The sequence below is a fragment of the Maribacter algicola genome (assembly GCF_003933245.1).
Taxonomy (GTDB): domain Bacteria; phylum Bacteroidota; class Bacteroidia; order Flavobacteriales; family Flavobacteriaceae; genus Maribacter; species Maribacter algicola.
In genome coordinates this window covers 1,059,392-1,081,248 of record NZ_QUSX01000001.1, presented here as the reverse complement: position 1 = coordinate 1,081,248, position 21,857 = coordinate 1,059,392, and the positions used below count along the sequence as shown (strand labels likewise).

Sequence of the window (21,857 nt, the reverse complement as noted above, 5' to 3'; positions counted from 1 at the left end):
AATGATTAAATGGATCGGGGCTTTAGTTGGCTTTTTTATTAGGGGATTTGCAGGCGCTGTTCTAGGTTTTTTCGTTGGAAGTGCCTTGGACAGTCTTTTTGGGTCTGGAAATGGTAGGGCGCAGACCGTTTTTGGTGATTTTACTAGACCCAATGTATCTCCAGCGGATTTTGAACTGAACCTACTTTCCTTATGTTCCATTGTAATCAAGGCCGATGGGCAGGTAAGCCAACAGGAAATGGACTACGTACGGCAGTATTTTGTAGGCACGTATGGAAAGGAAAAGGCGAACGCCATTTTTAGGACCTTTAACGATATCAATAAAAAAAGGGAAATTTCCGCACAGCGGATAAGTAGTTTTTTGGCACAAAGGACACGGTATGAAGTACGGCTCCAATTACTGCATTTTTTGTTTGGTATCGCACAGGCCGATGGGAATGTCAGCACGCCAGAGATAAATAAAATCAGGGAAATTGCCGGTTATATGCGGGTATCCCAAGTAGATTTTGAAAGTATTATGGCCATGTTCATAAAATCGGCCGATAATTCCTATAAAATATTGGAGATTGAAAAATCTGCCACTAATGAAGAGGTAAAAAAAGCCTACCGTACCATGGCGAAAAAATACCATCCGGATAGGGTGAATACACAGGACGAGGCCATAAAAAGAGGTGCGGAGGAAAAATTCAAGCAGGTGCAGCTTGCCTATGAAACCATACAAAAGGAAAGGGGAATCAGTTAAAAAAATAAATAGTTGTGGAGAATTTTTGGTTTTACATAAATATGGGCCTAAACCATGTGTTGGATTTTAATGCATATGACCATATCCTGTTTTTATCTGCATTGGCAATTCCTTTTACTTTCAAGAGTTGGAAAAAGGTCTTGGTCCTGGCAACGGTTTTTACGATTACCCATTGTCTTTCCTTAATGCTTTCGGTTTTCGATATAGTGGTTATGGATGTTGGATTAATTGAATTTTTAATACCTGTAACCATATTTTTGACGGCAATCTTCAACATAGTTTACTTAAAGAGGTTACAAGGGCAGACCAATATTTTGTTGCATGCACTGGCAACCGCTTTTTTTGGTCTCATCCACGGTTTTGGATTTTCCAATTATTTTAAGATGCTTATTGCAGGGGAAGATGAGAAAATAACACCGTTACTGGGATTCGCGACCGGAATCGAAATCTCCCAATTAATTATTGTGATGGCCGTACTGTTGGTGGCTTACGCTGTCCAAAACTTGGGTAGGATTAAACAACCCAATTTTGTTTTGGTAGCGAGTATTATTGTTTTATTAATCACAATACCTTTGTTATATCAAACGTTTCCTTGGTAAGGCATCTTAAAAGTTAAAATTGTCCCTATACTTTTGCGAAGGTTTTTAAAGCAGGTATCTTAGACAAACCAAGAATTTTGCTTCCGTTTACATGAACAAATCGAAACAGGAAAAATACGACAAGGCCTATTTAAGGATGGCCAAGGAGTGGGGAAAACTCTCATATTGTAAACGTAGGCAGGTAGGGGCCATCATCGTCAAGGATCGTATGATCATTTCAGATGGCTATAACGGAACACCTACCGGTTTTGAGAATTTTTGCGAGGATGAGGAAGGATACACCAAGTGGTATGTACTCCATGCTGAGGCGAATGCCATTTTAAAAGTGGCTTCCTCAACACAAAGCTGTCAGGGTGCCACTTTATACATAACCCTGTCACCTTGCAGGGAATGTAGCAAGTTGATTCACCAATCTGGCATAAAACGTGTTGTATATCAGATAACGTATAAGGACGATTCAGGGCTTAACTTTTTGAAAAGGGCCGGGGTGGAGCTTGAATATATGCCACAAATAGATGATTGATTGTAATGAAGAACAAGTATACATATCTTTTGCCTACCATAATCGCCCTGGCCTTGGCCATAGGAATTTTTGTAGGCGGTAAGCTTAACTTCAATGACAGCCCAGAAAAATTATTCACCACCAATTCCAAAAAGGACAAGCTTAATAGATTGATCGATTATATCGACTATGAGTACGTGGATGACGTAAACACGGATAGCATCGTAGATGTTACGGTAAACAGTATTCTTGAAAAACTAGACCCCCATTCCGTTTATATTCCAGAAAAGGAGATGACCCGCGTTGCGGAGAACATGAAGGGTGATTTTGTAGGTATAGGTATTAATTTCTATCCGTACAGGGATACCATATCCGTTATTCGTGCGATAAAGGATGGACCCAGTTTCGTAAAGGGAATAAAGCCCGGAGACCGAATCCTAATGGCCGATAATGATACACTTTACGGTAAGAACATGCCCAGTGATTTGATCGTTCAGAAACTAAAGGGAAAGGAAGGTACCCCTGTTAACCTTAGGGTGTATCGAAAATCAGAGGATAGGATATTTGACGTAACGGTGACCAGGGGGGTAGTACCCATTAAAAGTGTGGAATCCTATTATATGCTCTCCGATGATATAGGTTATATAAAGGTGAACAGATTTGCAGAGTCCACCTACGATGAATTTAAATCAGCCTTGGAAGAACTTCGAAACGTAGGTGCCCAAAAATTGGTATTAGACCTTCGTGACAATCCCGGGGGCTATTTGAACATTGCAGAGCAAATGGCGGACGAATTCTTGGAGGACAACAAACTTATATTGTTCACCAAGAACAAAAAAGGGAAAATAGACAAAACGTATGCCACAGGTAGGGGAAGTTTTGAGGATAAACCTATATATGTCCTTATCAATGAGCGTTCCGCTTCCGCTAGTGAAATCGTGGCAGGTGCGCTTCAGGATAATGACATAGGTACTATTGTGGGCAGAAGATCTTTTGGAAAGGGTTTGGTACAGCGTGAAATGGCCTTGGGCGATGGATCGGCCGTTCGATTGACCGTTTCCCGATACTACACCCCTACCGGTAGAAGCATTCAGAAAAGCTATGCCAATGGCAACAAGGATTATTATGAACGATTTACGGATAGATACCACAACGGCGAGATGGTATCCGTGGATAGCATAAAAGTGGCCGACTCCTTAAAGTTCACAACTCCTAAAGGTAAAATAGTCTATGGTGGAGGTGGTATCATACCTGATGAATTCGTACCTATTGGCTCCAATGAGGAGGAGGCCGTTGAGAGTATGGATAGCTTGGGATTTTTATCCTTTTTTGTATTCGAACATCTTGATGAGAACAGAGACTTGTACAAGGATTATACGGCGGAAGAGTATTTCAGGTATTTTAGGGTGGACGACATCCTTTTTGAAAAGTTTGTGGATTATTCCTTGGCCAGAAACCTCAAAATGAATTTTTATGATTTTGAGGATAGCATAAAATTATATCTTAAAGCTTCTTTGGCGGAGCAATTGTTCGATGCCAATATGCATGCTAAAATAAAGAGTGTAAAGGATGCTATGCTGTTAAAGGTATTGGAACTTGACAATCCCACCATTAAACAAGCGGATGCGGCCGCTATCGAGTCGCAAAATTAATCCTCATCCAGGTTTTTCTGTATTTTTTTACTGGTATAGAAAATAAGTATCAAAACTATGGCGCATAAGGAGGCCATGACTCCAATTATGGCCACGATACTGTTACCTTCAAAAGGGTTTTCAAAGTCAATTAGGGTTACATTATAGGCGATAAGGGCAACCGCACAAACAACCAGTATAATCGTTAAAGTCCTATTCATTTTAGTCGCTTAATGCTTTAAAAATACAATCTTTTTTATCGATTGAAAAGTTCGTTAATATTGGCCGCGAAGAGTTTAACCGCAATGGCCATTAATATGACACCAAAGACTTTTCTAATTATGTTGACCCCGCCTTTGCCCAAGATTTTTTCAAGCTTGACGGAGGATTTGAGTACGAGATATACAAAGATTATATTAATTATGATGGATATAATGATATTCTCAACATAATACTCGGCTCTTAGGGAGAGCAATGATGTTAGAGTACCGGCACCAGCGATCAAAGGAAAGGCTATAGGTACAATGGAGGCACTTTCCGGTTCGTCGTCCTTGTAGATGGTGATGCCCAGGATCATTTCAATAGCGAGAAAGAAAATAATGAACGAACCCGCCACTGCAAATGAGTTTACATCGATACCAATAAGGTTTAAGATTTCTTCACCCAAAAATAAAAAGGCGACCATGATACATGCCGCTACGATCGATGCTTTTTCGGATTGGATATGCCCCACTTTTTTACGTAGGCCTATGATGATCGGAATACTACCAAGTATATCGATTACGGCGAATAATACCATGCTCGCCGTTGCAATTTCCCTTAAATTAAAATGGAACGTCATTCTAAATTTTTTGCAAATTTACGTTTATAAAACCTCTTTGGATGTTATTAAATGGATAATAATTAAAGGGACAAAGTAAATGCCGTATCTTTCGGCACTAAAATTTTCACATGTTCCAATTAGGAAAAACCATTGTATCCGAAGAGATCATTGAAAACGACTTTGTTTGCAACCTAAATGCCTGCAAGGGCGCATGTTGTGTGGACGGTGATGCCGGTGCACCTTTGGAAGAAAAGGAAACGGAGATCTTAGTGGATATTTATTCCAAGGTAAAACCTTTTTTAAGGCCCGAAGGTATCACCGTAATCGAAAGTGAAGGTGCCTTTGTGAAAGGTGAGGACGGAGAATGGGAAACCCCGCTTATAAATGGAAGCGAATGTGCCTATGTAACCTTTGATGAAAGGAATATAGCCAAATGTGGGATTGAGGAAGCCTATAACCAGGGAAAGATCAAGTGGAAAAAACCTGTTTCCTGTCACCTGTATCCCGTAAGGATTAAGGAGTATACAGCCCTAACAGCGGTAAACTATCATAAATGGCATATCTGTGACCCAGCCTGTAGCTTAGGTGAAGAATTAAAAGTACCCATTTACAAATTTGTCAAGGACGCGTTGATACGGAAATTTGGAAAGGATTGGTACGACGAATTGGAGCAAGTAGCTGCCGATTTCCTCAGATAGTTGGAATGTGCAGCATGATCTTGGTACCTGATGGTTTATTGTCATCGTCGTAGATATCTATGATCTCTACCTGAAAGGAATTTTGATAATCCTTGGAAAAATTAGCCAATCGTTCTTTCGTAATATCAATACCCACTGATTTTCTTTTAAGGACTTTACGTTCCTTGATTTTTTCTGCCGCATCGCGCCCTACCCCATCATCGGTAATGGCAATCTTTATAAAACCCTCCCGGCCTTTCATTACATCGAGCTGTATGTTTTTTTCGCCTTCCTTGGAGGAGAGTCCATGCCAAAGGGCATTTTCTAAAAATGGCTGAAGTATCAGGGAAGGAATCTTTACGGCATGAACATCGATATCGTTGGCAATATTTATTTTAAAAATAATCTCGTTTGAAAACCGAATATTTTCAATGTTCATATACAGTTCGACCGTTTCCAATTCCTCGGCCAAAGAAATTTCACGTTGCGATGAGGCTTCCAAAATCTTTCGAACCAATTTGGAGAATTTATTTAGGTAATGGACAGCGTTTTTCTTTTCGTTGTTTATTATATATAGTTTGATGGAATTCAGTGAATTGAAAAGGAAATGGGGATTCATTTGGCTACGCAACATTGTCTGTTCCAAGGTAAGTAGTTTCTTTTCGCTGCTTAATTGATATTGTCTGTATAGGATGTAAAGAATTCCGGCCGCCAAGGCCAATCCAATGAAGGTCACCAGCAACATGGTCTTATTTTTTCTCAAGGTTATGGCCTGGTTCTTTACCTCTTCTTCCAAGGATTTGAGCTGATCATTTTGCTTTTCTGCCTCATACCTTACGATCATATCGTTTACATACCTAACATTCAGATTATTGGTTACCTGTTCTTCATATTTTTTGGATTCTTTATAAAAGTCCATGGCCTTTTTAAAGTCATCCTTTTTCATCCACAATTCGGAAAGAAATTTGTTGGCTTCCGCAACTTCCGATGGGTAATTATAGGTTTTGGCTATTTTGAGTCCTTCTTTTAAATAGATTTCCGCTTGTGTATAATCCCCGATGTTCAAATTGGCCCAACCAAGATTGTTTAGTATAGTGGCTATGATTTCCTGATCACCTAATACTTTGGCCCGTTCCAAGGAGGATGTAAGCAGTGCCATTGCCTCATCCATTTTTTTCATATGAACATAGATATGGGCAATGCTGTAGTTACAGATGATTTTTCCCTTTTCTGAGCTTATTTCTTCGTTGTAGGAGAGCGATTTTTGAAAGTTCTCCAAGGCCGGCTCCAACTTTCCCTGGGCTTCATAACATTCCCCAACGTTTTGATGGTTTATGGCAAGCCCTAATTTATTACCCAGTTCCTTCTCCAATTGCATGGATTCCTTAAACTTTTGGATGGCCAGGTCGTATTGTTCCAACAATTGATAGATATTGCCAATGGAGTTTAAGGATACGTTGATACTTCTTTTTATACCAGTGGAGCGGTCTTCCGGTTTTATAGTTTCTGCAAGTTCAAGGGCTTCTTGGCTATAATCCAATGCGGATTTTATGGCTTCCGTACGCCTATAGACCACACTGATCATATTAAGACTATAGATCCTGAATTCTATATTGTCAGATTCGATGGAAAGTTTTAAAGCTTGTTGAAAAAGTTCAAGCGCTTTTGGATAGTTGGAAATATCCCTGTAGACCCTACCTAGTTGATTAAGGGCATACAATTCCCCTTCTGGATAACTATTCTTCTTGGAGGCCTGTATCACGAACCTCATTGAGAGGGTGTCTTTACGGGAATTCCTTAGAATGCTGTCTATATTAGCATATGTTCTTGGCGCTTCTTCTATCAACTCATTTACTTTGGCTTTGAATTCATCTGAAATATTTTGTGATAGGGCAGTCTGGAATGAAAAAACAATTCCATAAAAAAGGATAAACCTTCTAATTAAATAAGAAGGTTTCAAGGATAAGGGATTCCAATGATTATTAAATGGTGACAGAATCATGTAATCTCATAATAAATCAAGAAAGTCCGACTTCTTTTGTCTGGAAACAGGGATCTTATGATTGGACTTTAAGACCACATATCCATCGGTTTTAAGGAATTCCTTTATTTTGTTTAAATTAATGATATAGGAATTGTGAATTCTAAAAAAGCAATCTTCCGGCAACAACTGATTTACTTCCTTCAATTTTTTTGTAAGGACAATTTTTTGGCCGTCCGTTAAAAATAGGGTGCTGTAATTGCCATCGGACTCCGCATACAGAATTTCATCACTGTCCAAAAAAAGCAATTTCCCGTCCGTGTTCAGTGTAATTCGTTTATTGGAAGACCTAGAGTTGAAATTTAGCAATATCTGTTCCAGTTTTTCAGCAGTTAAATTCTTTGAGTTGAACTTTTTGATCTTGGAAATGGTGTCTTCCAAATCATCGGAATCGATAGGCTTCAATAGATAATCTATGGCCTCGTTCTTTAGGGCTTTAATGGCATATTGGTTATAGGCCGTAGTAATGACCACGGGAAAGTTCTTGTTCGTCAGTTTTTGGATGAATTGAAAACCATCCATGGTGGGCATTTCTATATCCAGGAACAGACAGTCCGGCGTATTTTTTTCCAAATATTCCAAAGCTTCAAAAGGGTTGGTAAAGGACGCCATCACATGAATTTCTTCACTGAAATTGGTGAGCTCCCAAGTGAGACTTTGGAGTGCCTTTATTTCATCATCGACGATTACAGCTTCTAACATATGTAGTATTTACACTAAGGGAAAGTTAATCAAAATTAGAACTACGATGATAACGGCATAGGTAATTTGTATCAATGGGGTTTATTTGAGTATAACTGGTATAATTTATAAAATGGGTTGTTTTAGCATTTGAAACACATAATCTTATAAGAAAAGTAGTACAGCTTTTTAGTTTCTCAGGATTTCTCGAAAACCCGCTTCCCGATTATACAAAAAAGAATGCAGTTTATACAAGTTGCCCTTAGCGGCGTTAAACTTGTCTTAATTTCGTTGTGGTTACATGAATAAAATAAATTGTTTTTGATTATGAAAAGATGTTTACTAATGTTTGGGATTTTGTTAGTAGTAGTAATTGTGGCATCTATACTCGAACACAAGAACTCGGAAAAATCGTTCCCTGAAAAATTAGCCATGGGCCATAATGAGACAAAAACTATGATTGACCCAAATAACTAAATTTCAGGAGAGATGATAAGTCGCTTTGTCATTAAAATAATCAAGTTTGTTTTTCTAGGGATTATGCCCTTTTTGTTGATTTCCAATTCGGATGATAAAATTGATTTTATAATCGGTCAACCTACCAATGAAAATCTGCTTCCATCCCAACTTGATTTTGGTTTGGCAGTGGAAGAATCGGATGCTGGTACTTTATTTAATAAGTGGACACTCGTTTTTAGCGACGTGGAGGACAAAAGCAAAATTGAGTTGGTAATGAGGGGCAAAAATACCGGGAGTGATTTAAATCAAGGTGCTTTTGAAGTGCACAAGGTAGAAGGTTTCTTAAATGGTTTCGAAGGAATTTTTGGCTATTTTATCCATAAGGATTTTGGCGAGAAACCATTTTTTGCGGATAGTGGAATCGTTAGGATATTTAGGTTGGATAATAATCGTATTGAAGGATATATGGATGTAACCTTGGTAAACGACTATGGAAGAACCATTAGAATTTCGGATTCATTCCGAAATTATTAGTAGTATACGACCCTAGGAATGTTCTATTCCGGTCAATGTTTTGAGCGCCAATAGGAATTACAATGCATTATTGGATTGTATTACTAGTCTGATATTAGGTTTCGGGGGAACTACCTAGATTAGAGCATTTGGTGGCCATTTTCATTAAATGAAGCATTGAGGGTCGTATTTTTAGATTTAAACCTGTATTTAAGAAAACCGAGGAAAAAATTCCTCGGTTTTTTTAACCCATAACGACTATGCTCAAAAAATCATTTTTGAGTCAAGACTTGTACCTTTTATTTATGTAAGACCGAGTTATTTTGGAAATACACAGTAAGGCACTATATACAACAAGTAGATAAATATATGGATACATAATTACCATAACGATAATGTAGTAAAAAACTTACATATTGTTATGGTGATTCATCGAAAAGTCAAATTTTTGCCTCTAATTCCAGAAATGGATGATAAAAATGAACGAAGTATCCTTTGTTTGGTACTATAGAAATTGGTCTACCTTCTTGTAGGCTTCAATTACAGCCGTTTCCCCTTCTTTGCCTTCTCTCGAATTTCCGTGTTCCATACCTAAAACACCCTCAAATCCCTTTTCATGTATGAACTTGAATACGTTCTTATAGTTGATTTCACCTGTTGAGGGTTCGTTCCTACCTGGATTGTCCCCAATTTGTATGTAGGCGATTTCGTCCCAAGTAAGGCCCATATTATGGATTAGGTTCCCTTCTGTTTTTTGCATGTGATAAATGTCGAAGAGAATTTTACAGGAGGGACTATCCACCGCTTTGCAAATCATGTAGGTTTGGTCTGAGTTCTGTAAATAAAGGTCAGGTGAGTCCGATAATGGCTCCAGGACCATCACGAGCCCATGGGGCTCAAAAATTTCCGAGGCCCGTTTTAAAGCCTCTATAACGTTGGCATCCTGCACACCTAAAGGTAGTTTTCTTTCAAAACCTCCCGGAACCACGGTCATCCATTTTGCGTTTACCCTTTTGGCGACCTCTACGGCACGTCTGCAACCGTCCAAGAAGATATCCAAATGCTCCTGTTTTCCGGCAGCCAAGGTATTTGCCATATTACCTCCTTTATCCACTACAAATACGCCCATGGTCATTCCTCTTTTGGCCAAGGTTTCGCCAATGCTTGTTTGCATGGAAATATCCCTGTTCATAAGGCCATTATCTTCAAAAGCAGTGAATCCTTGATCGGCCATAAAGTTCAATTGATCGATAGGGTTTTCGCCCGCGTGGTGTTTGAACATACCAAAGTGCGGTGCGTATTTAAGATTGAAACTATTTGCTGATACCATTTTGTGGGTTTTGGATGCATAGGAAAAGACCCCGCCCAGTGAAATAACTCCACTGGAAAGGGCCGTATTTTTAACAAAATCCCTCCTTTTCATCTGTTGGTATTTATATATTAAAAGATCAGATGCAATTCGCTAATCATTATCTAGTTAATAATAAAAGATTTCTTTTCGCTCTTTTGATATTATAGGGACCAAGCTTTTCCACCTGTTAATTCCTGTACATCACCACAAGGAATATATTCTCCTGGAACTGGGAGGTATGCCATTAGTTCTTCACCAACATATTCGGAGGTTTTGTAACCCCATATAGCGAGACCTCGTAAGTTGTTTGCAAACGCGAAACGTGAAGTTTCATCGTCTAATGTAGCTTCTTTTCCTTCGGCTACAGCTTCTGTGTAGGAGGTAATGGACTCGAACATTTTGGCTTCGTCTTCCTTACTATATTTCAACGAATTTGCAAGCACTGGTTCTAAATCCTCCTCCGTGAGGTCTTCCGCATTTGACTTACCTGATTCCTGTAAAGCTTTATCAGTAAATTTACCCATAGCCATTCTAAGGAAATCCTGCTGTTCTTTTTCCATAACATCTTTGGCAAACTTGTCAATGAAAATGTCTACTTGTAGTTCAGAAGCTGATGGGGTATCCGTCTTTGGAAGGATGACATCTACCAATTTGGTAAGTGTCCCTCCTTCGACAGTGGTAAAAAAATGAGGTGCCCAAGTAGCCACCGGTTCCCCTTTACAACTTTGCATAATACTTAAAAGGGTTGGCGTTGCCACGGTATAACCCATGGCAAGGCCCATATTTTTGAGTGCTTTTCTTCTATCCATTATATAGTTCCTTTTTTAAGTTCTTGGGCTGCATGATTGGCGGCCCTTGCGGTAAATGCCATATAGGTCAAGGACGGGTTGACACAACTTGCGGAGGTCATAAAGGACCCATCCGTTACATATACATTGGGAACGGCATGTATGGCATTGTTTCCATTAAGTACCGATGTTTTTGGGTCTCTACCCATTCTTGCGGTACCCATTTCATGAATACCGAGCCCTATGGCATGGGATTCCTTATTGTCATGTCCTACAACATCTCTAAGGCCTGCCTTTTCCAACATCTCTACGGCAGACTCTTGCATGTCCTTACGCATGTTATATTCGTTCTCCTTGAATTCCGCATCAAAAGTCACCGTTGGTAGACCCCATTGGTCTGTATTGTCATAATCCAAGGTAAATCTGTTTTCCTCATAAGGTAGGATTTCACCAAAACCACCAATGCCAAAAGTCCATCCGCCTGGTTTCGTAATGGCATCCTTTAAGTTCTTACCATGGGACATTTCTGCGATTATATCCTCCCAGTTTCCTCGACTGGCGCCACCTTGGTATCCAAAACCGCGCTTGTAGTCGGTACGATTGGAATCACCTCCTAAATTTCTGAATCTTGGAATATAGACACCATTGGGCTTCCTGCCCTTATAATATTTATCCTCAAAACCATCGAATTTACCGGAAGCACCTACACCAAGGTGGTGATCCATGATGTTTCTGCCCAATTGATCCGAGTCATTGCCCATACCATTGGGGAATCTATCGGATTTTGATTGCATTAAAATAGAGGTCGAGGCAATGGCAGAAGCACATAGGAAGATCACCTTCGCTTTAAATTCATACGCCTCTTTGGTTACCCTGTCTATGACCTTAACACCTGTGGCTCTTTTGGTATCTGGATCATACATAATTTCGTGAACGATTGAATCCGGTCTAAGAGTCATATTCCCTGTGGCTTCTGCGGCTGGCAAAGTTGATGACAGGCTACTGAAATAGGCGCCAAAAGGACAACCTCGTATACATCTATTCCTAAATTGACATTTTGATCGTCCATCGAAATTTTTAGTACCTGTGATATGTGCAACCCTACCGGAAGTAATAACACGTCCATCAAAATTTTCGGCTACTTTTTCCCTAACATGTTGCTCCACACAGTTCAAATCCATCATGGGAAGGAAATCACTGTCGGGTAATTGTGGAAGATTAAGTGCTTCCCCACTCACACCAATAAAATTCTCCACTTTGGAATACCATGGCGCGATGTCTTTATAACGAACGGGCCAATCCACAGCTATACCCTCTCTTTGGTTAGCTGTAAAGTCGATATCGCTCCAGCGATAACTCTGCCTACCCCATTGTAGGGAACGACCGCCTAAGTGGTAACCACGCATCCAATCAAATCGTTTGGTTTCGTTATAAGGGTGTTCCAAATCGTTTACAAACCACATATGGCTTGCCTGGCTTGTAGTGTACCCTGTCCTGTGCTGCTTTGGTTGTTGCGCTATAATCTCCTTGGTAGCTACGCCACCGTTTGGAAAATCCCAAGGGTCCATGTTCGCGGTTTCGTAGTCTTCAATGTGCTTCACCATCCTACCCCTTTCGAGAACCAAGGTTTTCAAACCGTTTTCACATAACTCCTTTGCGGCCCAACCACCGCTAATACCAGTACCAACAACAATCGCATCGTACGATTCCTGTTCCTCGTTATAATAAAATTTACTCATAGAAATTGTTTATTCCCTAAATTTATTAAATATTAAATTAATTCTATACATTTAAAACTTAATCTTGTTGAGAATATCTTATTGTATTCTCATAAAATAAAGGGAATTACTAGTTTTTTTCCATCCTGAACTAAAAGAAAATCAATAACATAACACCAAAATATTCACTGATTCATGAAAAGAAGAAATTTTATTAGCAAGACCACAGTAGCTGGAGTAGGAGTCACTTTCTTAGGGGCCTATGCTTGTAAACAAACCAAAAAAGAGGAAGGGAAGACTGAGGAAGTTGAGGAAACAAGTCCGGCAGAGCCATTTTTTGAGCTATCCTTGGCACAATGGTCCATCCATAGAATGATCAGGGAAAACGGGGTAGACCCCTATACTTTTGCAGAGAAGGCAAAAAAATGGGGCTTCAAAGGCTTGGAATATGTAAGTCAATTGTATAATCCAGAACTTTCAGATGCGGATTACTCTGAAGAGGCCATGGCTGCCTTTGTAGAAAAGAGTAATGCCGAAGCTAAGAAACATGGTATGGAGAATGTTCTCATTATGATCGATGGTCAAGGCAATTTAGCTGTGAGTGACGAGGCCGAACGTAATGAAACCGTAGAAAAACACAAGAAATGGGTAGATGCGGCCGCCGCGATGGGATGCCATGCAATCCGGGTAAATCTCAATGGAAGTGATGTTCCAGAAGAATGGATTCAGAACTCCGTGGACGGATTGACGAAATTGGCCACGTATGCAAAAGATAAGGGCATTAATATTTTAGTGGAAAATCATGGAGGGCTCTCCTCAAACGGAGAACTGCATTCTCAGGTCATGGAAAAGGTGAATATGGAAAATGTGGGGACCTTGCCTGATTTTGGCAACTTTTGTATGACCAGAAAACCTGATAGCTGGGAGTGCGAAGTGTCTTATGACAAATATAAGGGTGTAAAAGAATTGATGCCGTATGCCAAGGCTGTAAGTGCAAAATCAAATGTATTCGATTCCAATGGTAATGAGGAAAACATTGATTATGTTAAGATGCTACAAATGGTAAAGGACAATGGTTATACCGGGTATATAGGGGTGGAATATGAAGGAAACGTACTCAGTGAGGAAGAAGGCATTATCGCGACCAGGGATTTACTGTTAAAAGCAGCTCAAAAAGTTGTTTAATTCTATGATTATCAAAGATGGAGGCATTTTTTAATGAGCTTTTTGATTACAATTATTATTGCAATAAGAGGATAATCGAACAATGCATAGCCATGGGGGAAACTCCGGAAAAGACACATAAACTTTTTAGCCACATCCTAAATGCGCATCATGGCTGGAATTCAAGAATTCTTGGGAATACCCCTGATTTAAGTTCTTGGGATTTGCACGATGTTAAGAATTGGAGCGATATCCATTACGAGAACCAAAGAAGCTCCTTTGAAATCATTACTAATGCGGACGGCTTCGAAAAACGAATTGATTATGAAAATTCAGAAGGGCGCTTGTTTACTAACACAATAAAGGATATTCTCTTTCATATAATTAATCATTCCACCAATCATAGGGGACAGATTGCAGTTGATTTCAGGAACAATGGCTTGGAGCCTTTGGTCTTGGACTATGTGTTCTATAAAAGATAGGTTGCTATGAACTTGGGAGTAAGAATGCAGCTTTGTCTAATGATGTTCCTTGAATTCTTCATTTGGGGAGGCTGGTTTGTAACCTTGGGTACTTTTCTTGGAAATAATGTTAATGCGACCGATAGCGAAATTGCATTGGCGTTCTCTACACAGTCATGGGGCGCGATCATAGCTCCTTTTGTCATTGGTTTGATCGCCGATAGATTTTTTAATGCCGAAAAAATATTGGGCCTACTACATTTAATAGGTGCCGGCCTTCTGTTCTTAATGTATAAAACTACCTCTTTTGAGGTTTTTTACCCCTATGTATTGGGCTATATGATTTTGTATATGCCTACGCTGGCCCTTGTAAATTCCGTTTCCTTTAACCAAATGTCGAATCCGGCCAAGGAATTCTCATTGATAAGGGTTTTTGGTACCATGGGCTGGATCATTGCAGGTGTACTGATCAGTTACTTTTTTAAATGGGATTCCACGGGCGGTATTATGCAGGGTATGCTAAAGAATACCTTTTTAATGACTTCCATAGCCTCCATTTTTCTCGGGGTTTTTAGTTTTACTTTGCCCAAAACACCCCCAAAGGCGAAGGATAACGGTGATAAACTATCACTCAGGGATATTTTGGGTCTGGATGCTTTAGGTCTTTTTAAGGATAGGAATTTTTTGATCTTTTTCATATCCTCTATTCTCATTTGTATTCCATTGGCATTCTATTACCAAAATGCAAATCCCTTTTTGGTCGAGGTGGGAATGGAAAGTCCCACCGGAAAAATGACCTTGGGACAACTTTCGGAAATCCTATTTCTGTTGTTATTACCTGTTTTCTTTACCCGCTTTGGATTTAAGAATACGATTATAGTGGCGATGTTGGCTTGGTTCGTTCGCTACTTACTTTTTGCCTATGGTGATGTTGGCGAACGGGAGTTCATGTTGCTTATTGGGATTGCCTTACATGGAATCTGTTATGATTTTTTCTTTGTTTCTGGACAAATATATACCGACGGAAAAGCGGGACCCAAATACAAAAGCTCCGCCCAAGGGTTGATTACCTTGGCTACCTATGGAGTTGGAATGCTGATCGGATTTTGGATTGCAGGGGAAATATCTAATAAATACTTGTTGAGTGATGGAATGCATATTTGGGATAGCATTTGGCTCTACCCGGCCGGCTTTGCCCTGGTTGTATCCATTTTGTTCGCTCTTTTGTTCAAATCGGAAAAAATCGACTATCAATCTTAGATTTTTTACATAAATTGAAAACCTTAAAACTTAAAATACGATTACAACATGCCAAAGAAAATTAGATTAGGAATTTTAGGAGGAGGAGGAGATTCTCTTATTGGGGTATTGCATAGGGTAGCTTCCCACATCAATGACAATTATCAGATTACCGGAGCGGTTTTTAACCCGAATTATGAAGACAACGTAGCGTTTGCAAAGGAAATAGACATTCCCTTGGACAGAGTTTACAAGGATTTTGACACCTTGGTGGAAGAGGAAATGAAACTTCCGGAAGATGAACGTATCCAGGTTTGCTCCGTATTGACCCCAAACTTCCTGCACTTTCCAATGGCCAAAAAACTGTTGGACAATGGTTTTCACGTTATCTGTGAAAAGCCCATGACCACTACCTTGGAAGAGGCAAAGATACTCCTGGAAGCCCAACAAAAATCGGGAACGGTATTTGCGTTGACACATACCTATACCGGATATCCCATGGTACGCCAAATGAGGGAAATGATCAAGGCAGGGGCCTTAGGAAAAATTCATAAGGTCGATGCAAGGTACTATCAAGGATGGATCAATGCCATTATCCATGATAAGGAGAAACGAAATTCAGTTTGGCGTTTGGACCCTAAAAAAGCGGGTATCAGTTCTTGCATGGGCGATATTGGGGTACATGCCTTTAATATGGTGGAGTACACTACAGGGCTTAAGGTAAAATCCGTATTGTGTGATTTCAACTATTTATACGATGATAACCAAATGGATGTGGATGGAACCGTGCTTATAAGAATGGGGGACCATGTAAAAGGGGTGATTCGAGGAAGCCAGGTGGCCACCGGCGAGGAAAATGGCTTGGCCATTCGCATTTATGGTGAAAAAGGTGCTTTTGTTTGGGAACAGGAAAACCCTAACTTCCTTTATAAAATGAGCGATACGGAACCTGTTCAGATGTACAAACCAGGTCATGCCTATAATACCGATCTGTCCTTGGATGGCACTAAATTACCTCCAGGACACCCAGAAGGAATTTTTGATTCCATGGCAAATATCTATCTGGGAGCTGCAAGGGCCATCCGTGGCGAAAAATACAACGATGGGGAATTCCCAACCATAATCGATGGGGTACGTGGTATGGATTTCATCCTGTCTACTGTGGAATCCAACAAAAATGGAAATACTTGGGTGAATTTAGAGGATTAATTAATAAACCCATTTAAAAAAGGACCGGCTACTCACTGGTCCTTTTTGCTTTAAAATATGCGTTCGAATTCTTGGCATACCAAAATCATACTTTCCCTTGGTACACGTCCATAAGGTTCAAGTTCCCGTGTATAGTAATCCCAATGAACTTTTTTCCAATAGTCCAGACTTTTGTCACCTTCTCCCTCCAATTGGGCATAGGCGGCATCGATACTGAAATAGGGTTTTAACTTGACCGATGTTAACTTTATGATACATTGGGCCTCTCCATCCCAATTGGTCACTACTTTAAAATCTCCAATTTTTGGCAAGGGTTCTTTTCTATACTGAAGTCCCAAAAGGGAGTCCGTAGTGGCCTTTTTTATTCCTTTTTTAACGAGATCCGCACATAAATCGGCATCTTGTTGGTTATCGCAAAAATGAATTACCTGTGGGGCTTCGTGGAAGGCATCTTCCAAGTGCTTGTCCAAGTAATCTCCCCACATGTTCCTAGCTGAGGCATTTTCCATAATCTAAAGCGAATGGTTGGTTAGCATACAAATGCTAAAGAACTGGCATAAAATTTAAAAGTGCAATTAAATCGATATATTTTATTCCTTTCCCGATTACTGTCCCGCTTATGAAAAAGTGCCCGACTTAAATTCCTTCGCGGCATGGTTCGCCGCACGGGCCGTAAACGCCATATAGGTCAAGCTGGGATTTACACAGCTGGAGGACGACATAAAAGCACCATCGGTTACATAAACATTGGGGACCAAGTGCACCTGGTTGTGCATGTTTATTATGGAACTCTTAGGGCTATGGCCCATTCTTGCTCCTCCCATTTCATGAATGCCCAAACCGGGACCGGTTTCTTCATCATAGGCTTGTACATCCTTAAATCCAGCGGCCCTGAACATGTCCACGATTTGCTTTTTAATATCCTCCCGCATTTTGTACTCGTTTTCCTTGAATTCCACATCAAAGGCTAATTGAGGAAGGCCCCATTTGTCCTTTTCCGTAGGGCTCAAAGTTACCCTATTGGCATCATAAGGCAGAAATTCACCAAAACCTGTAGCACCTATCGTCCACTTACCTGGCTTTAGAACTTGGTCCTTGAGCTCTTTTCCATAGCTGAGTTCAGCAATGGCATCCGTCCAATCCCCTCTGCTGGCCCTACCTTGATAGCCGAAGCCCCTTAAATATTCCTTTTTCCCGGTGTTTTCATCCAAGTTCACGAACCTTGGAATATAAAATCCAGAAGGCTGTCTGCCTTTGTAATATTTGTCCAAATAGCCATCCACTGAGGCAGTTGCTCCAAGTTTATAGTGATGGTCCATGATGCCTCTTCCCAAGGCATCGGAATCGTTGCCTAATCCGTTGGGAAAACGTTCGGATTTCGACTGAAGCAATATACCAACGGAGGCCATGGCCGAAGCACATAAAAAGATAACCTTCGCCTTAAACTCCAATTTTTCATGGGTTTCGGCATCTATAACCTTCACGCCGGTCGCCAATTTTGTGGTATCGTCATAGATGACCTCATATACAATGGAGTTAGGTCTCAATGTCATATTTCCCGTCCTTTCAGCAGCAGGTAATGTGGAGGAGTTACTGCTAAAGTATCCGCCAAAGGGACATCCTCTGGAACAGCGGTTTCTGTTTTGACAGGTATTTCTTCCTTCAAATTTGGCACTCGGGTCCGTAATATGTGCCGCCCTACCTATAGTGACCAGTCGTCCATCTTCGAATTTTTCTGCCGTTGCTGTTTTAAACGCATCTTCCACACAATTCAGTTTCATGGCGGGTTGATAAATGCCATCGGGTAATTGTTTGAGGCCTAAATTTTCACCGCTCACACCTATATAACGTTCCACTTTGTCATACCATGGAGCTATATCCTTATAACGTACCGGCCAATCCACGCCAATATTCTCTTTTTTGTTGGCCTCAAAGTCGATATCGCTCCAACGATAGCTTTGTCTGCCCCATGTAAGAGATCTTCCACCTACTTGATAGCCCCGTATCCAATCGAACCGTTTGGTCTCCACATAGGGGTGTTCCAGATCGTTTACAAAAAAATGCTTGTTATCATCTTTTGGAGCCCAATTGACCCGGCTTTGAACGTGATACTTCTTTTTGTCATCCGCGGAAAGTTCCCCCTTATACGGAAAATCCCAAGGGTCGTCGTTCATGGTGGGATAATCCTTGATATGTTCCACCATACGCCCACGTTCTAGTACCAAGGTTTTTAAGCCGTTTTCGGAAAGTTCCTTGGCGGCCCAGCCGCCACTGATCCCTGTCCCAACTACAATAGCATCATAGGTTTCGTCTTGATTCATTCGGATATTTTTATCTTTTTCTATTGGTATTTCCTATATTTATAGATTGATTATTGATAAATAGTGAAATATGTAATTAATTCTTAAATATAAGATTAATTCACCTATTTCTATCGGCAAGATTTTCAACGAATTATAGAATAGAACCACTTATTAAAAATGAAATAAACCATAATCATTGATCATAAATATCAAGAGGTGCCGGTAATTATCGGGATGGCGAATTACATCTAACCGCTTAAAACAATTAAAAAGAACAAATGAAAACAATTAAAGGGCCAGGAGTATTTTTAGCACAATTTGTAGATAGTAAGGCACCGTTCAACACCTTGGACGGAATGTGTAAATGGGCGGCAGATTTAGGGTATAAAGGAATCCAGATACCTACATGGGAAAGCTTTCTTATAGATTTGGACAAGGCTGCTGAGAGTCAGACCTATTGTGACGAGCTCAAGGGCAAGATAAATTCCTATGGCTTGGAAATTACGGAACTTTCCACGCACCTACAGGGACAATTAGTGGCGGTGCACCCAGCATATGATTTGATGTTCGATTCCTTTGCGCCAAAAAATGTACATAACAATCCCAAAGCCAGAACGGAATGGGCCATTGAAACGGTAAAGAAGGCCGCTACGGCAAGTAGAAGGCTAGGCCTAACGTCCCATGCCACGTTTTCAGGCTCGCTTCTATGGCATACCATGCATCCATGGCCACAAAGACCGGCAGGACTTGTAGAGATGGGCTTTGAAGAGTTGGCCAAAAGATGGATGCCTATATTGAACCACTTTGACAAGGAAGGTGTGGATGTCTGTTATGAGATCCACCCAGGAGAAGATCTTCATGATGGTGATACTTTTGAGCGATTTCTGGAGGCTACCAATAACCACAAACGAGTAAATATACTTTACGACCCAAGTCACTTCGTTCTGCAGCAATTGGATTATATTCAGTATATTGATTTCTACCATGAGTTCATAAAATCATTCCATGTAAAGGATTCCGAGTTCAACCCTACAGGAAAGAAAGGAGCCTTTGGTGGTTATAACGATTGGGGCAACCGCGCGGGTAGGTATCGTTCATTGGGCGATGGCCAAATCGATTTTAAGACCATCTTTTCCAAGTTGACCCAATACGGATGCGATGTTTGGGCCGTAATGGAATGGGAATGTTGTATTAAAAGTCCGGAACAAGGAGCAAGGGAAGGGGCCATTTTTATTAAGAACCACATTATTGAAGCTACCGAAAAGACATTTGATGATTTTGCGGGTGCAGAAACCGATGAACAAATGCTCAAAAAAATATTGGGACTTTAAACATACATTATACACATGAAAAACATATTTAGAAAAGCAGTACTTGCCTTATTGATTTTAGGGTGTAAGGAAGTAAAAAAGGAAAATACCCCGACCGTAGAAGAAATGGACGAAACGGCAGAGATGTCAATGGGCAATGAATGGACCTCTTTATTCGATGGGGAATCCTTTACCGGTTGGCACGAATATTTAAAGGACAATGTCTCCGATAACTGGAAGATTGAGGACGGCGCTATGGTGTTCTATCCACCAGAGTCTAGGGAGAGCGGCAATCAGTTTAATTTAGTTTCCGATAATAGCTATACCGATTTTATTCTGTCCATTGATTGGAAGATTGCCCAAAATGGAAATAGCGGTGTCATGTGGGGCGTTAATGAAATGAAAGATTTGGGACAGCCGTATCTTACCGGTCCTGAAATACAAGTTTTGGACAATGAAGGACACCCTGATGGAAAAAACGGTACCAGTCATCAATCTGGTGCCTTGTATGATATGGTATCGCCAACCAAAGATGTTACCAAACCCGTGGGCGAATGGAATACAATGGTTATCACCATAAACCATAAAACAAACGAGGGGTCGGTTGAATTGAACGGGGAAACCGTGGTGGAATTTCCCGTGAACGACCCTAAATGGGGTGAAATGGTGGCCAATTCCAAATTTGCGGAATGGGAACATTTTGCAAAATACCCTACCGGTAAAATAGCGCTACAAGATCACGGGGACGGCGTAGCCTATAAAAACATCAAGATTAAGGAGCTTTAAAAAACGGACAACTTATTATGAAGAGAATTTATAGTAGCGGACTGTTATTTTCCTTATTGTTTGTCGCTTGTCAGGAGAAAGCCAAGGAGGAATCGATGGAACCTGAAACACCAGTATGGGATGAGGTAATCGTCCATGAGGAATACAGTGGTACGGAGCCAACAACTCCGGAGGAAACCGAGTTCTATGAACCCAAGGTTCCCGTTGTCAATCCAACTTCACAAAATGGCGCTCCAAGCGATGCCATAATTTTGTTCGATGGCAGTAGTTTGGACAATTGGATTTCCGCCAAGGATAGTACCGCCGCAAAATGGCATTTGAATGACGATGGTAGCATGACGGTTAATGACAAAACCGGGGACATCCAGACCAAACAAAATTTTGGCAACATCCAACTCCATATTGAATGGAGGTCCCCTCTTCCCGTACAGAGGGAAGGACAAAATAGGGGTAATAGCGGTATCTTCCTAAATGGGCTCTATGAGGTTCAAGTGTTGGATAATAACGATAATCCAACCTATGTAAACGGCCAGGTAGCTTCCATTTATAAACAGCATGTACCTTTGGCAATGGCCTCCGTACCTACTGGAGATTGGAATTCCTATGATATTATTTATCACGCTCCTGAATTTAATGATGAAGGAGGAAAAATAAAATCCGGAACTATGACGGTTATCCATAATGGGGTCTTGGTTCAAGACCATATTGAGATTAAAGGTACTACTCCATATATAGGATGGCCAAAAAATCCGGTGCACGGCAAAGGACCTTTAATTTTACAGGATCATGGTGACGATAGCCGGGTGAGTTATCGTAATATTTGGGTAAGGGAACTATAGAAATTACAAAAGCAATTCAAA

General features: G+C 40.5%; 22 protein-coding genes. 13 read left to right on the top strand and 9 right to left on the bottom strand.

What is annotated here, in order from left to right:
- Nucleotide 1: 1 nt before the first annotated feature.
- The 4 genes from DZC72_RS04580 to DZC72_RS04565 all read left to right on the top strand — a co-directional run bounded on the left by DZC72_RS04580 (nucleotide 2) and on the right by DZC72_RS04565 (nucleotide 3,495).
- The gene (locus DZC72_RS04580; RefSeq protein WP_125221692.1) at nucleotides 2–742 is read left to right on the top strand and encodes a TerB family tellurite resistance protein; all 741 of its coding nucleotides are present in this window, start codon (nucleotides 2–4) and stop codon (nucleotides 740–742) included.
- Nucleotides 743–756: 14 nt separating this feature from the next.
- A complete protein-coding gene (locus DZC72_RS04575) occupies nucleotides 757–1,341 on the top strand; it encodes a HupE/UreJ family protein (protein ID WP_125221691.1) in 585 nt (194 codons plus the stop codon).
- A 91-nt stretch (nucleotides 1,342–1,432) separates the two neighbouring features.
- A complete protein-coding gene (locus tag DZC72_RS04570; RefSeq protein WP_125221690.1) occupies nucleotides 1,433–1,864 on the top strand; it encodes a deoxycytidylate deaminase in 432 nt (143 codons plus the stop codon).
- Nucleotides 1,865–1,869: 5 nt separating this feature from the next.
- Nucleotides 1,870–3,495: a S41 family peptidase gene (locus tag DZC72_RS04565; protein ID WP_125221689.1), complete on the top strand. Its 1,626-nt coding sequence runs from the start codon at nucleotides 1,870–1,872 to the stop codon at nucleotides 3,493–3,495.
- On the opposite strand, the gene DZC72_RS04560 is transcribed toward DZC72_RS04565, so the two are convergent.
- Both DZC72_RS04560 and DZC72_RS04555 read right to left on the bottom strand, forming a co-directional pair.
- On the bottom strand, nucleotides 3,492–3,695 hold the full coding sequence (locus DZC72_RS04560; RefSeq protein ID WP_099546121.1) for a hypothetical protein: 204 nt from the start codon (nucleotides 3,693–3,695) through the stop codon (nucleotides 3,492–3,494). The genes DZC72_RS04565 and DZC72_RS04560 overlap by 4 nt on opposite strands.
- Before the next feature lie 35 nt (nucleotides 3,696–3,730).
- Nucleotides 3,731–4,315, bottom strand: a complete 585-nt coding sequence (locus DZC72_RS04555) for a MarC family protein (protein WP_125221688.1) — start codon at nucleotides 4,313–4,315, stop codon at nucleotides 3,731–3,733.
- A 110-nt stretch (nucleotides 4,316–4,425) separates the two neighbouring features.
- Here DZC72_RS04555 and DZC72_RS04550 point away from each other — a divergent pair, with 110 nt between their 5' ends.
- Complete coding sequence (locus DZC72_RS04550) at nucleotides 4,426–4,995, top strand: DUF3109 family protein (protein ID WP_125221687.1); 570 nt, start codon at nucleotides 4,426–4,428, stop codon at nucleotides 4,993–4,995.
- On the opposite strand, the gene DZC72_RS04545 is transcribed toward DZC72_RS04550, so the two are convergent.
- On the bottom strand, nucleotides 4,988–6,976 hold the full coding sequence (locus DZC72_RS04545) for a tetratricopeptide repeat protein (RefSeq protein ID WP_125221686.1): 1,989 nt from the start codon (nucleotides 6,974–6,976) through the stop codon (nucleotides 4,988–4,990). The genes DZC72_RS04550 and DZC72_RS04545 overlap by 8 nt on opposite strands.
- A gap of 6 nt (nucleotides 6,977–6,982) precedes the next feature.
- On the bottom strand, nucleotides 6,983–7,717 hold the full coding sequence (locus DZC72_RS04540) for a LytR/AlgR family response regulator transcription factor (RefSeq protein WP_099546117.1): 735 nt from the start codon (nucleotides 7,715–7,717) through the stop codon (nucleotides 6,983–6,985).
- A gap of 468 nt (nucleotides 7,718–8,185) precedes the next feature.
- Here DZC72_RS04540 and DZC72_RS04535 point away from each other — a divergent pair, with 468 nt between their 5' ends.
- Entirely contained in the window at nucleotides 8,186–8,689 is a 504-nt protein-coding gene (locus tag DZC72_RS04535; RefSeq protein WP_125221685.1) for a hypothetical protein, read from the top strand.
- A 484-nt stretch (nucleotides 8,690–9,173) separates the two neighbouring features.
- Here the strand turns inward: DZC72_RS04535 and DZC72_RS04530 are convergent, their stop codons facing one another.
- The 3 genes from DZC72_RS04530 to DZC72_RS04520 all read right to left on the bottom strand — a co-directional run bounded on the left by DZC72_RS04530 (nucleotide 9,174) and on the right by DZC72_RS04520 (nucleotide 12,546).
- A complete protein-coding gene (locus DZC72_RS04530; protein WP_125221684.1) occupies nucleotides 9,174–10,091 on the bottom strand; it encodes a hydroxypyruvate isomerase family protein in 918 nt (305 codons plus the stop codon).
- A gap of 89 nt (nucleotides 10,092–10,180) precedes the next feature.
- The gene (locus DZC72_RS04525; RefSeq protein ID WP_125221683.1) at nucleotides 10,181–10,828 is read right to left on the bottom strand and encodes a gluconate 2-dehydrogenase subunit 3 family protein; all 648 of its coding nucleotides are present in this window, start codon (nucleotides 10,826–10,828) and stop codon (nucleotides 10,181–10,183) included.
- Nucleotides 10,828–12,546: a GMC oxidoreductase gene (locus DZC72_RS04520; protein WP_125221682.1), complete on the bottom strand. Its 1,719-nt coding sequence runs from the start codon at nucleotides 12,544–12,546 to the stop codon at nucleotides 10,828–10,830. The genes DZC72_RS04525 and DZC72_RS04520 overlap by 1 nt, the downstream gene beginning before the upstream one ends.
- Before the next feature lie 174 nt (nucleotides 12,547–12,720).
- Between DZC72_RS04520 and DZC72_RS04515 the strand changes: the two genes are divergently transcribed.
- Genes DZC72_RS04515 through DZC72_RS04500 form a run of 4 tightly spaced genes read left to right on the top strand, consistent with a single transcriptional unit; the run spans nucleotide 12,721 to nucleotide 16,598 of the window.
- Nucleotides 12,721–13,710, top strand: a complete 990-nt coding sequence (locus DZC72_RS04515; protein WP_125221681.1) for a sugar phosphate isomerase/epimerase family protein — start codon at nucleotides 12,721–12,723, stop codon at nucleotides 13,708–13,710.
- Between the two features lie 17 nt (nucleotides 13,711–13,727).
- Entirely contained in the window at nucleotides 13,728–14,171 is a 444-nt protein-coding gene (locus DZC72_RS04510) for a DinB family protein (protein ID WP_125221680.1), read from the top strand.
- Between the two features lie 6 nt (nucleotides 14,172–14,177).
- The gene (locus tag DZC72_RS04505; RefSeq protein WP_125221679.1) at nucleotides 14,178–15,410 is read left to right on the top strand and encodes a nucleoside permease; all 1,233 of its coding nucleotides are present in this window, start codon (nucleotides 14,178–14,180) and stop codon (nucleotides 15,408–15,410) included.
- 48 nt (nucleotides 15,411–15,458) lie between these two features.
- The gene (locus DZC72_RS04500) at nucleotides 15,459–16,598 is read left to right on the top strand and encodes a Gfo/Idh/MocA family protein (protein ID WP_125221678.1); all 1,140 of its coding nucleotides are present in this window, start codon (nucleotides 15,459–15,461) and stop codon (nucleotides 16,596–16,598) included.
- A 50-nt stretch (nucleotides 16,599–16,648) separates the two neighbouring features.
- Here DZC72_RS04500 and DZC72_RS04495 read toward each other — a convergent pair whose 3' ends face one another.
- Nucleotides 16,649–17,107, bottom strand: coding sequence for an ASCH domain-containing protein (locus tag DZC72_RS04495; protein WP_125221677.1), 459 nt, complete (start codon nucleotides 17,105–17,107; stop codon nucleotides 16,649–16,651).
- A gap of 108 nt (nucleotides 17,108–17,215) precedes the next feature.
- Nucleotides 17,216–18,919, bottom strand: a complete 1,704-nt coding sequence (locus tag DZC72_RS04490; RefSeq protein ID WP_125221676.1) for a GMC oxidoreductase — start codon at nucleotides 18,917–18,919, stop codon at nucleotides 17,216–17,218.
- A gap of 260 nt (nucleotides 18,920–19,179) precedes the next feature.
- On the opposite strand from DZC72_RS04490, the gene DZC72_RS04485 reads away from it, so the two are divergent.
- Genes DZC72_RS04485 through DZC72_RS04475 form a run of 3 tightly spaced genes read left to right on the top strand, consistent with a single transcriptional unit; the run spans nucleotide 19,180 to nucleotide 21,836 of the window.
- Nucleotides 19,180–20,232: a sugar phosphate isomerase/epimerase family protein gene (locus DZC72_RS04485; protein WP_125221675.1), complete on the top strand. Its 1,053-nt coding sequence runs from the start codon at nucleotides 19,180–19,182 to the stop codon at nucleotides 20,230–20,232.
- Nucleotides 20,233–20,247: 15 nt separating this feature from the next.
- Nucleotides 20,248–20,997: a 3-keto-disaccharide hydrolase gene (locus DZC72_RS04480; RefSeq protein ID WP_125221674.1), complete on the top strand. Its 750-nt coding sequence runs from the start codon at nucleotides 20,248–20,250 to the stop codon at nucleotides 20,995–20,997.
- 17 nt (nucleotides 20,998–21,014) lie between these two features.
- The gene (locus tag DZC72_RS04475) at nucleotides 21,015–21,836 is read left to right on the top strand and encodes a 3-keto-disaccharide hydrolase (protein WP_125221673.1); all 822 of its coding nucleotides are present in this window, start codon (nucleotides 21,015–21,017) and stop codon (nucleotides 21,834–21,836) included.
- Nucleotides 21,837–21,857 lie beyond the last annotated feature (21 nt).

Bases quoted from the DNA above. Each gene is read 5' to 3' on its own strand.
- DZC72_RS04580 (WP_125221692.1), top strand. From the start codon at position 2: ATGATTAAATGGATCGGGGCTTTAGTTGGCTTTTTTATTAGGGGATTT.
- DZC72_RS04570 (WP_125221690.1), top strand. From the start codon at position 1,433: ATGAACAAATCGAAACAGGAAAAATACGACAAGGCCTATTTAAGGATG.
- DZC72_RS04565 (WP_125221689.1), top strand. From the start codon at position 1,870: ATGAAGAACAAGTATACATATCTTTTGCCTACCATAATCGCCCTGGCC.
- DZC72_RS04560 (WP_099546121.1), bottom strand. From the start codon at position 3,695: ATGAATAGGACTTTAACGATTATACTGGTTGTTTGTGCGGTTGCCCTT.
- DZC72_RS04555 (WP_125221688.1), bottom strand. From the start codon at position 4,315: ATGACGTTCCATTTTAATTTAAGGGAAATTGCAACGGCGAGCATGGTA.
- DZC72_RS04550 (WP_125221687.1), top strand. From the start codon at position 4,426: ATGTTCCAATTAGGAAAAACCATTGTATCCGAAGAGATCATTGAAAAC.
- DZC72_RS04545 (WP_125221686.1), bottom strand. From the start codon at position 6,976: ATGATTCTGTCACCATTTAATAATCATTGGAATCCCTTATCCTTGAAA.
- DZC72_RS04540 (WP_099546117.1), bottom strand. From the start codon at position 7,717: ATGTTAGAAGCTGTAATCGTCGATGATGAAATAAAGGCACTCCAAAGT.
- DZC72_RS04535 (WP_125221685.1), top strand. From the start codon at position 8,186: ATGATAAGTCGCTTTGTCATTAAAATAATCAAGTTTGTTTTTCTAGGG.
- DZC72_RS04530 (WP_125221684.1), bottom strand. From the start codon at position 10,091: ATGAAAAGGAGGGATTTTGTTAAAAATACGGCCCTTTCCAGTGGAGTT.
- DZC72_RS04525 (WP_125221683.1), bottom strand. From the start codon at position 10,828: ATGGATAGAAGAAAAGCACTCAAAAATATGGGCCTTGCCATGGGTTAT.
- DZC72_RS04520 (WP_125221682.1), bottom strand. From the start codon at position 12,546: ATGAGTAAATTTTATTATAACGAGGAACAGGAATCGTACGATGCGATT.
- DZC72_RS04515 (WP_125221681.1), top strand. From the start codon at position 12,721: ATGAAAAGAAGAAATTTTATTAGCAAGACCACAGTAGCTGGAGTAGGA.
- DZC72_RS04510 (WP_125221680.1), top strand. From the start codon at position 13,728: ATGGAGGCATTTTTTAATGAGCTTTTTGATTACAATTATTATTGCAAT.
- DZC72_RS04505 (WP_125221679.1), top strand. From the start codon at position 14,178: ATGAACTTGGGAGTAAGAATGCAGCTTTGTCTAATGATGTTCCTTGAA.
- DZC72_RS04500 (WP_125221678.1), top strand. From the start codon at position 15,459: ATGCCAAAGAAAATTAGATTAGGAATTTTAGGAGGAGGAGGAGATTCT.
- DZC72_RS04495 (WP_125221677.1), bottom strand. From the start codon at position 17,107: ATGGAAAATGCCTCAGCTAGGAACATGTGGGGAGATTACTTGGACAAG.
- DZC72_RS04490 (WP_125221676.1), bottom strand. From the start codon at position 18,919: ATGAATCAAGACGAAACCTATGATGCTATTGTAGTTGGGACAGGGATC.
- DZC72_RS04485 (WP_125221675.1), top strand. From the start codon at position 19,180: ATGAAAACAATTAAAGGGCCAGGAGTATTTTTAGCACAATTTGTAGAT.
- DZC72_RS04480 (WP_125221674.1), top strand. From the start codon at position 20,248: ATGAAAAACATATTTAGAAAAGCAGTACTTGCCTTATTGATTTTAGGG.
- DZC72_RS04475 (WP_125221673.1), top strand. From the start codon at position 21,015: ATGAAGAGAATTTATAGTAGCGGACTGTTATTTTCCTTATTGTTTGTC.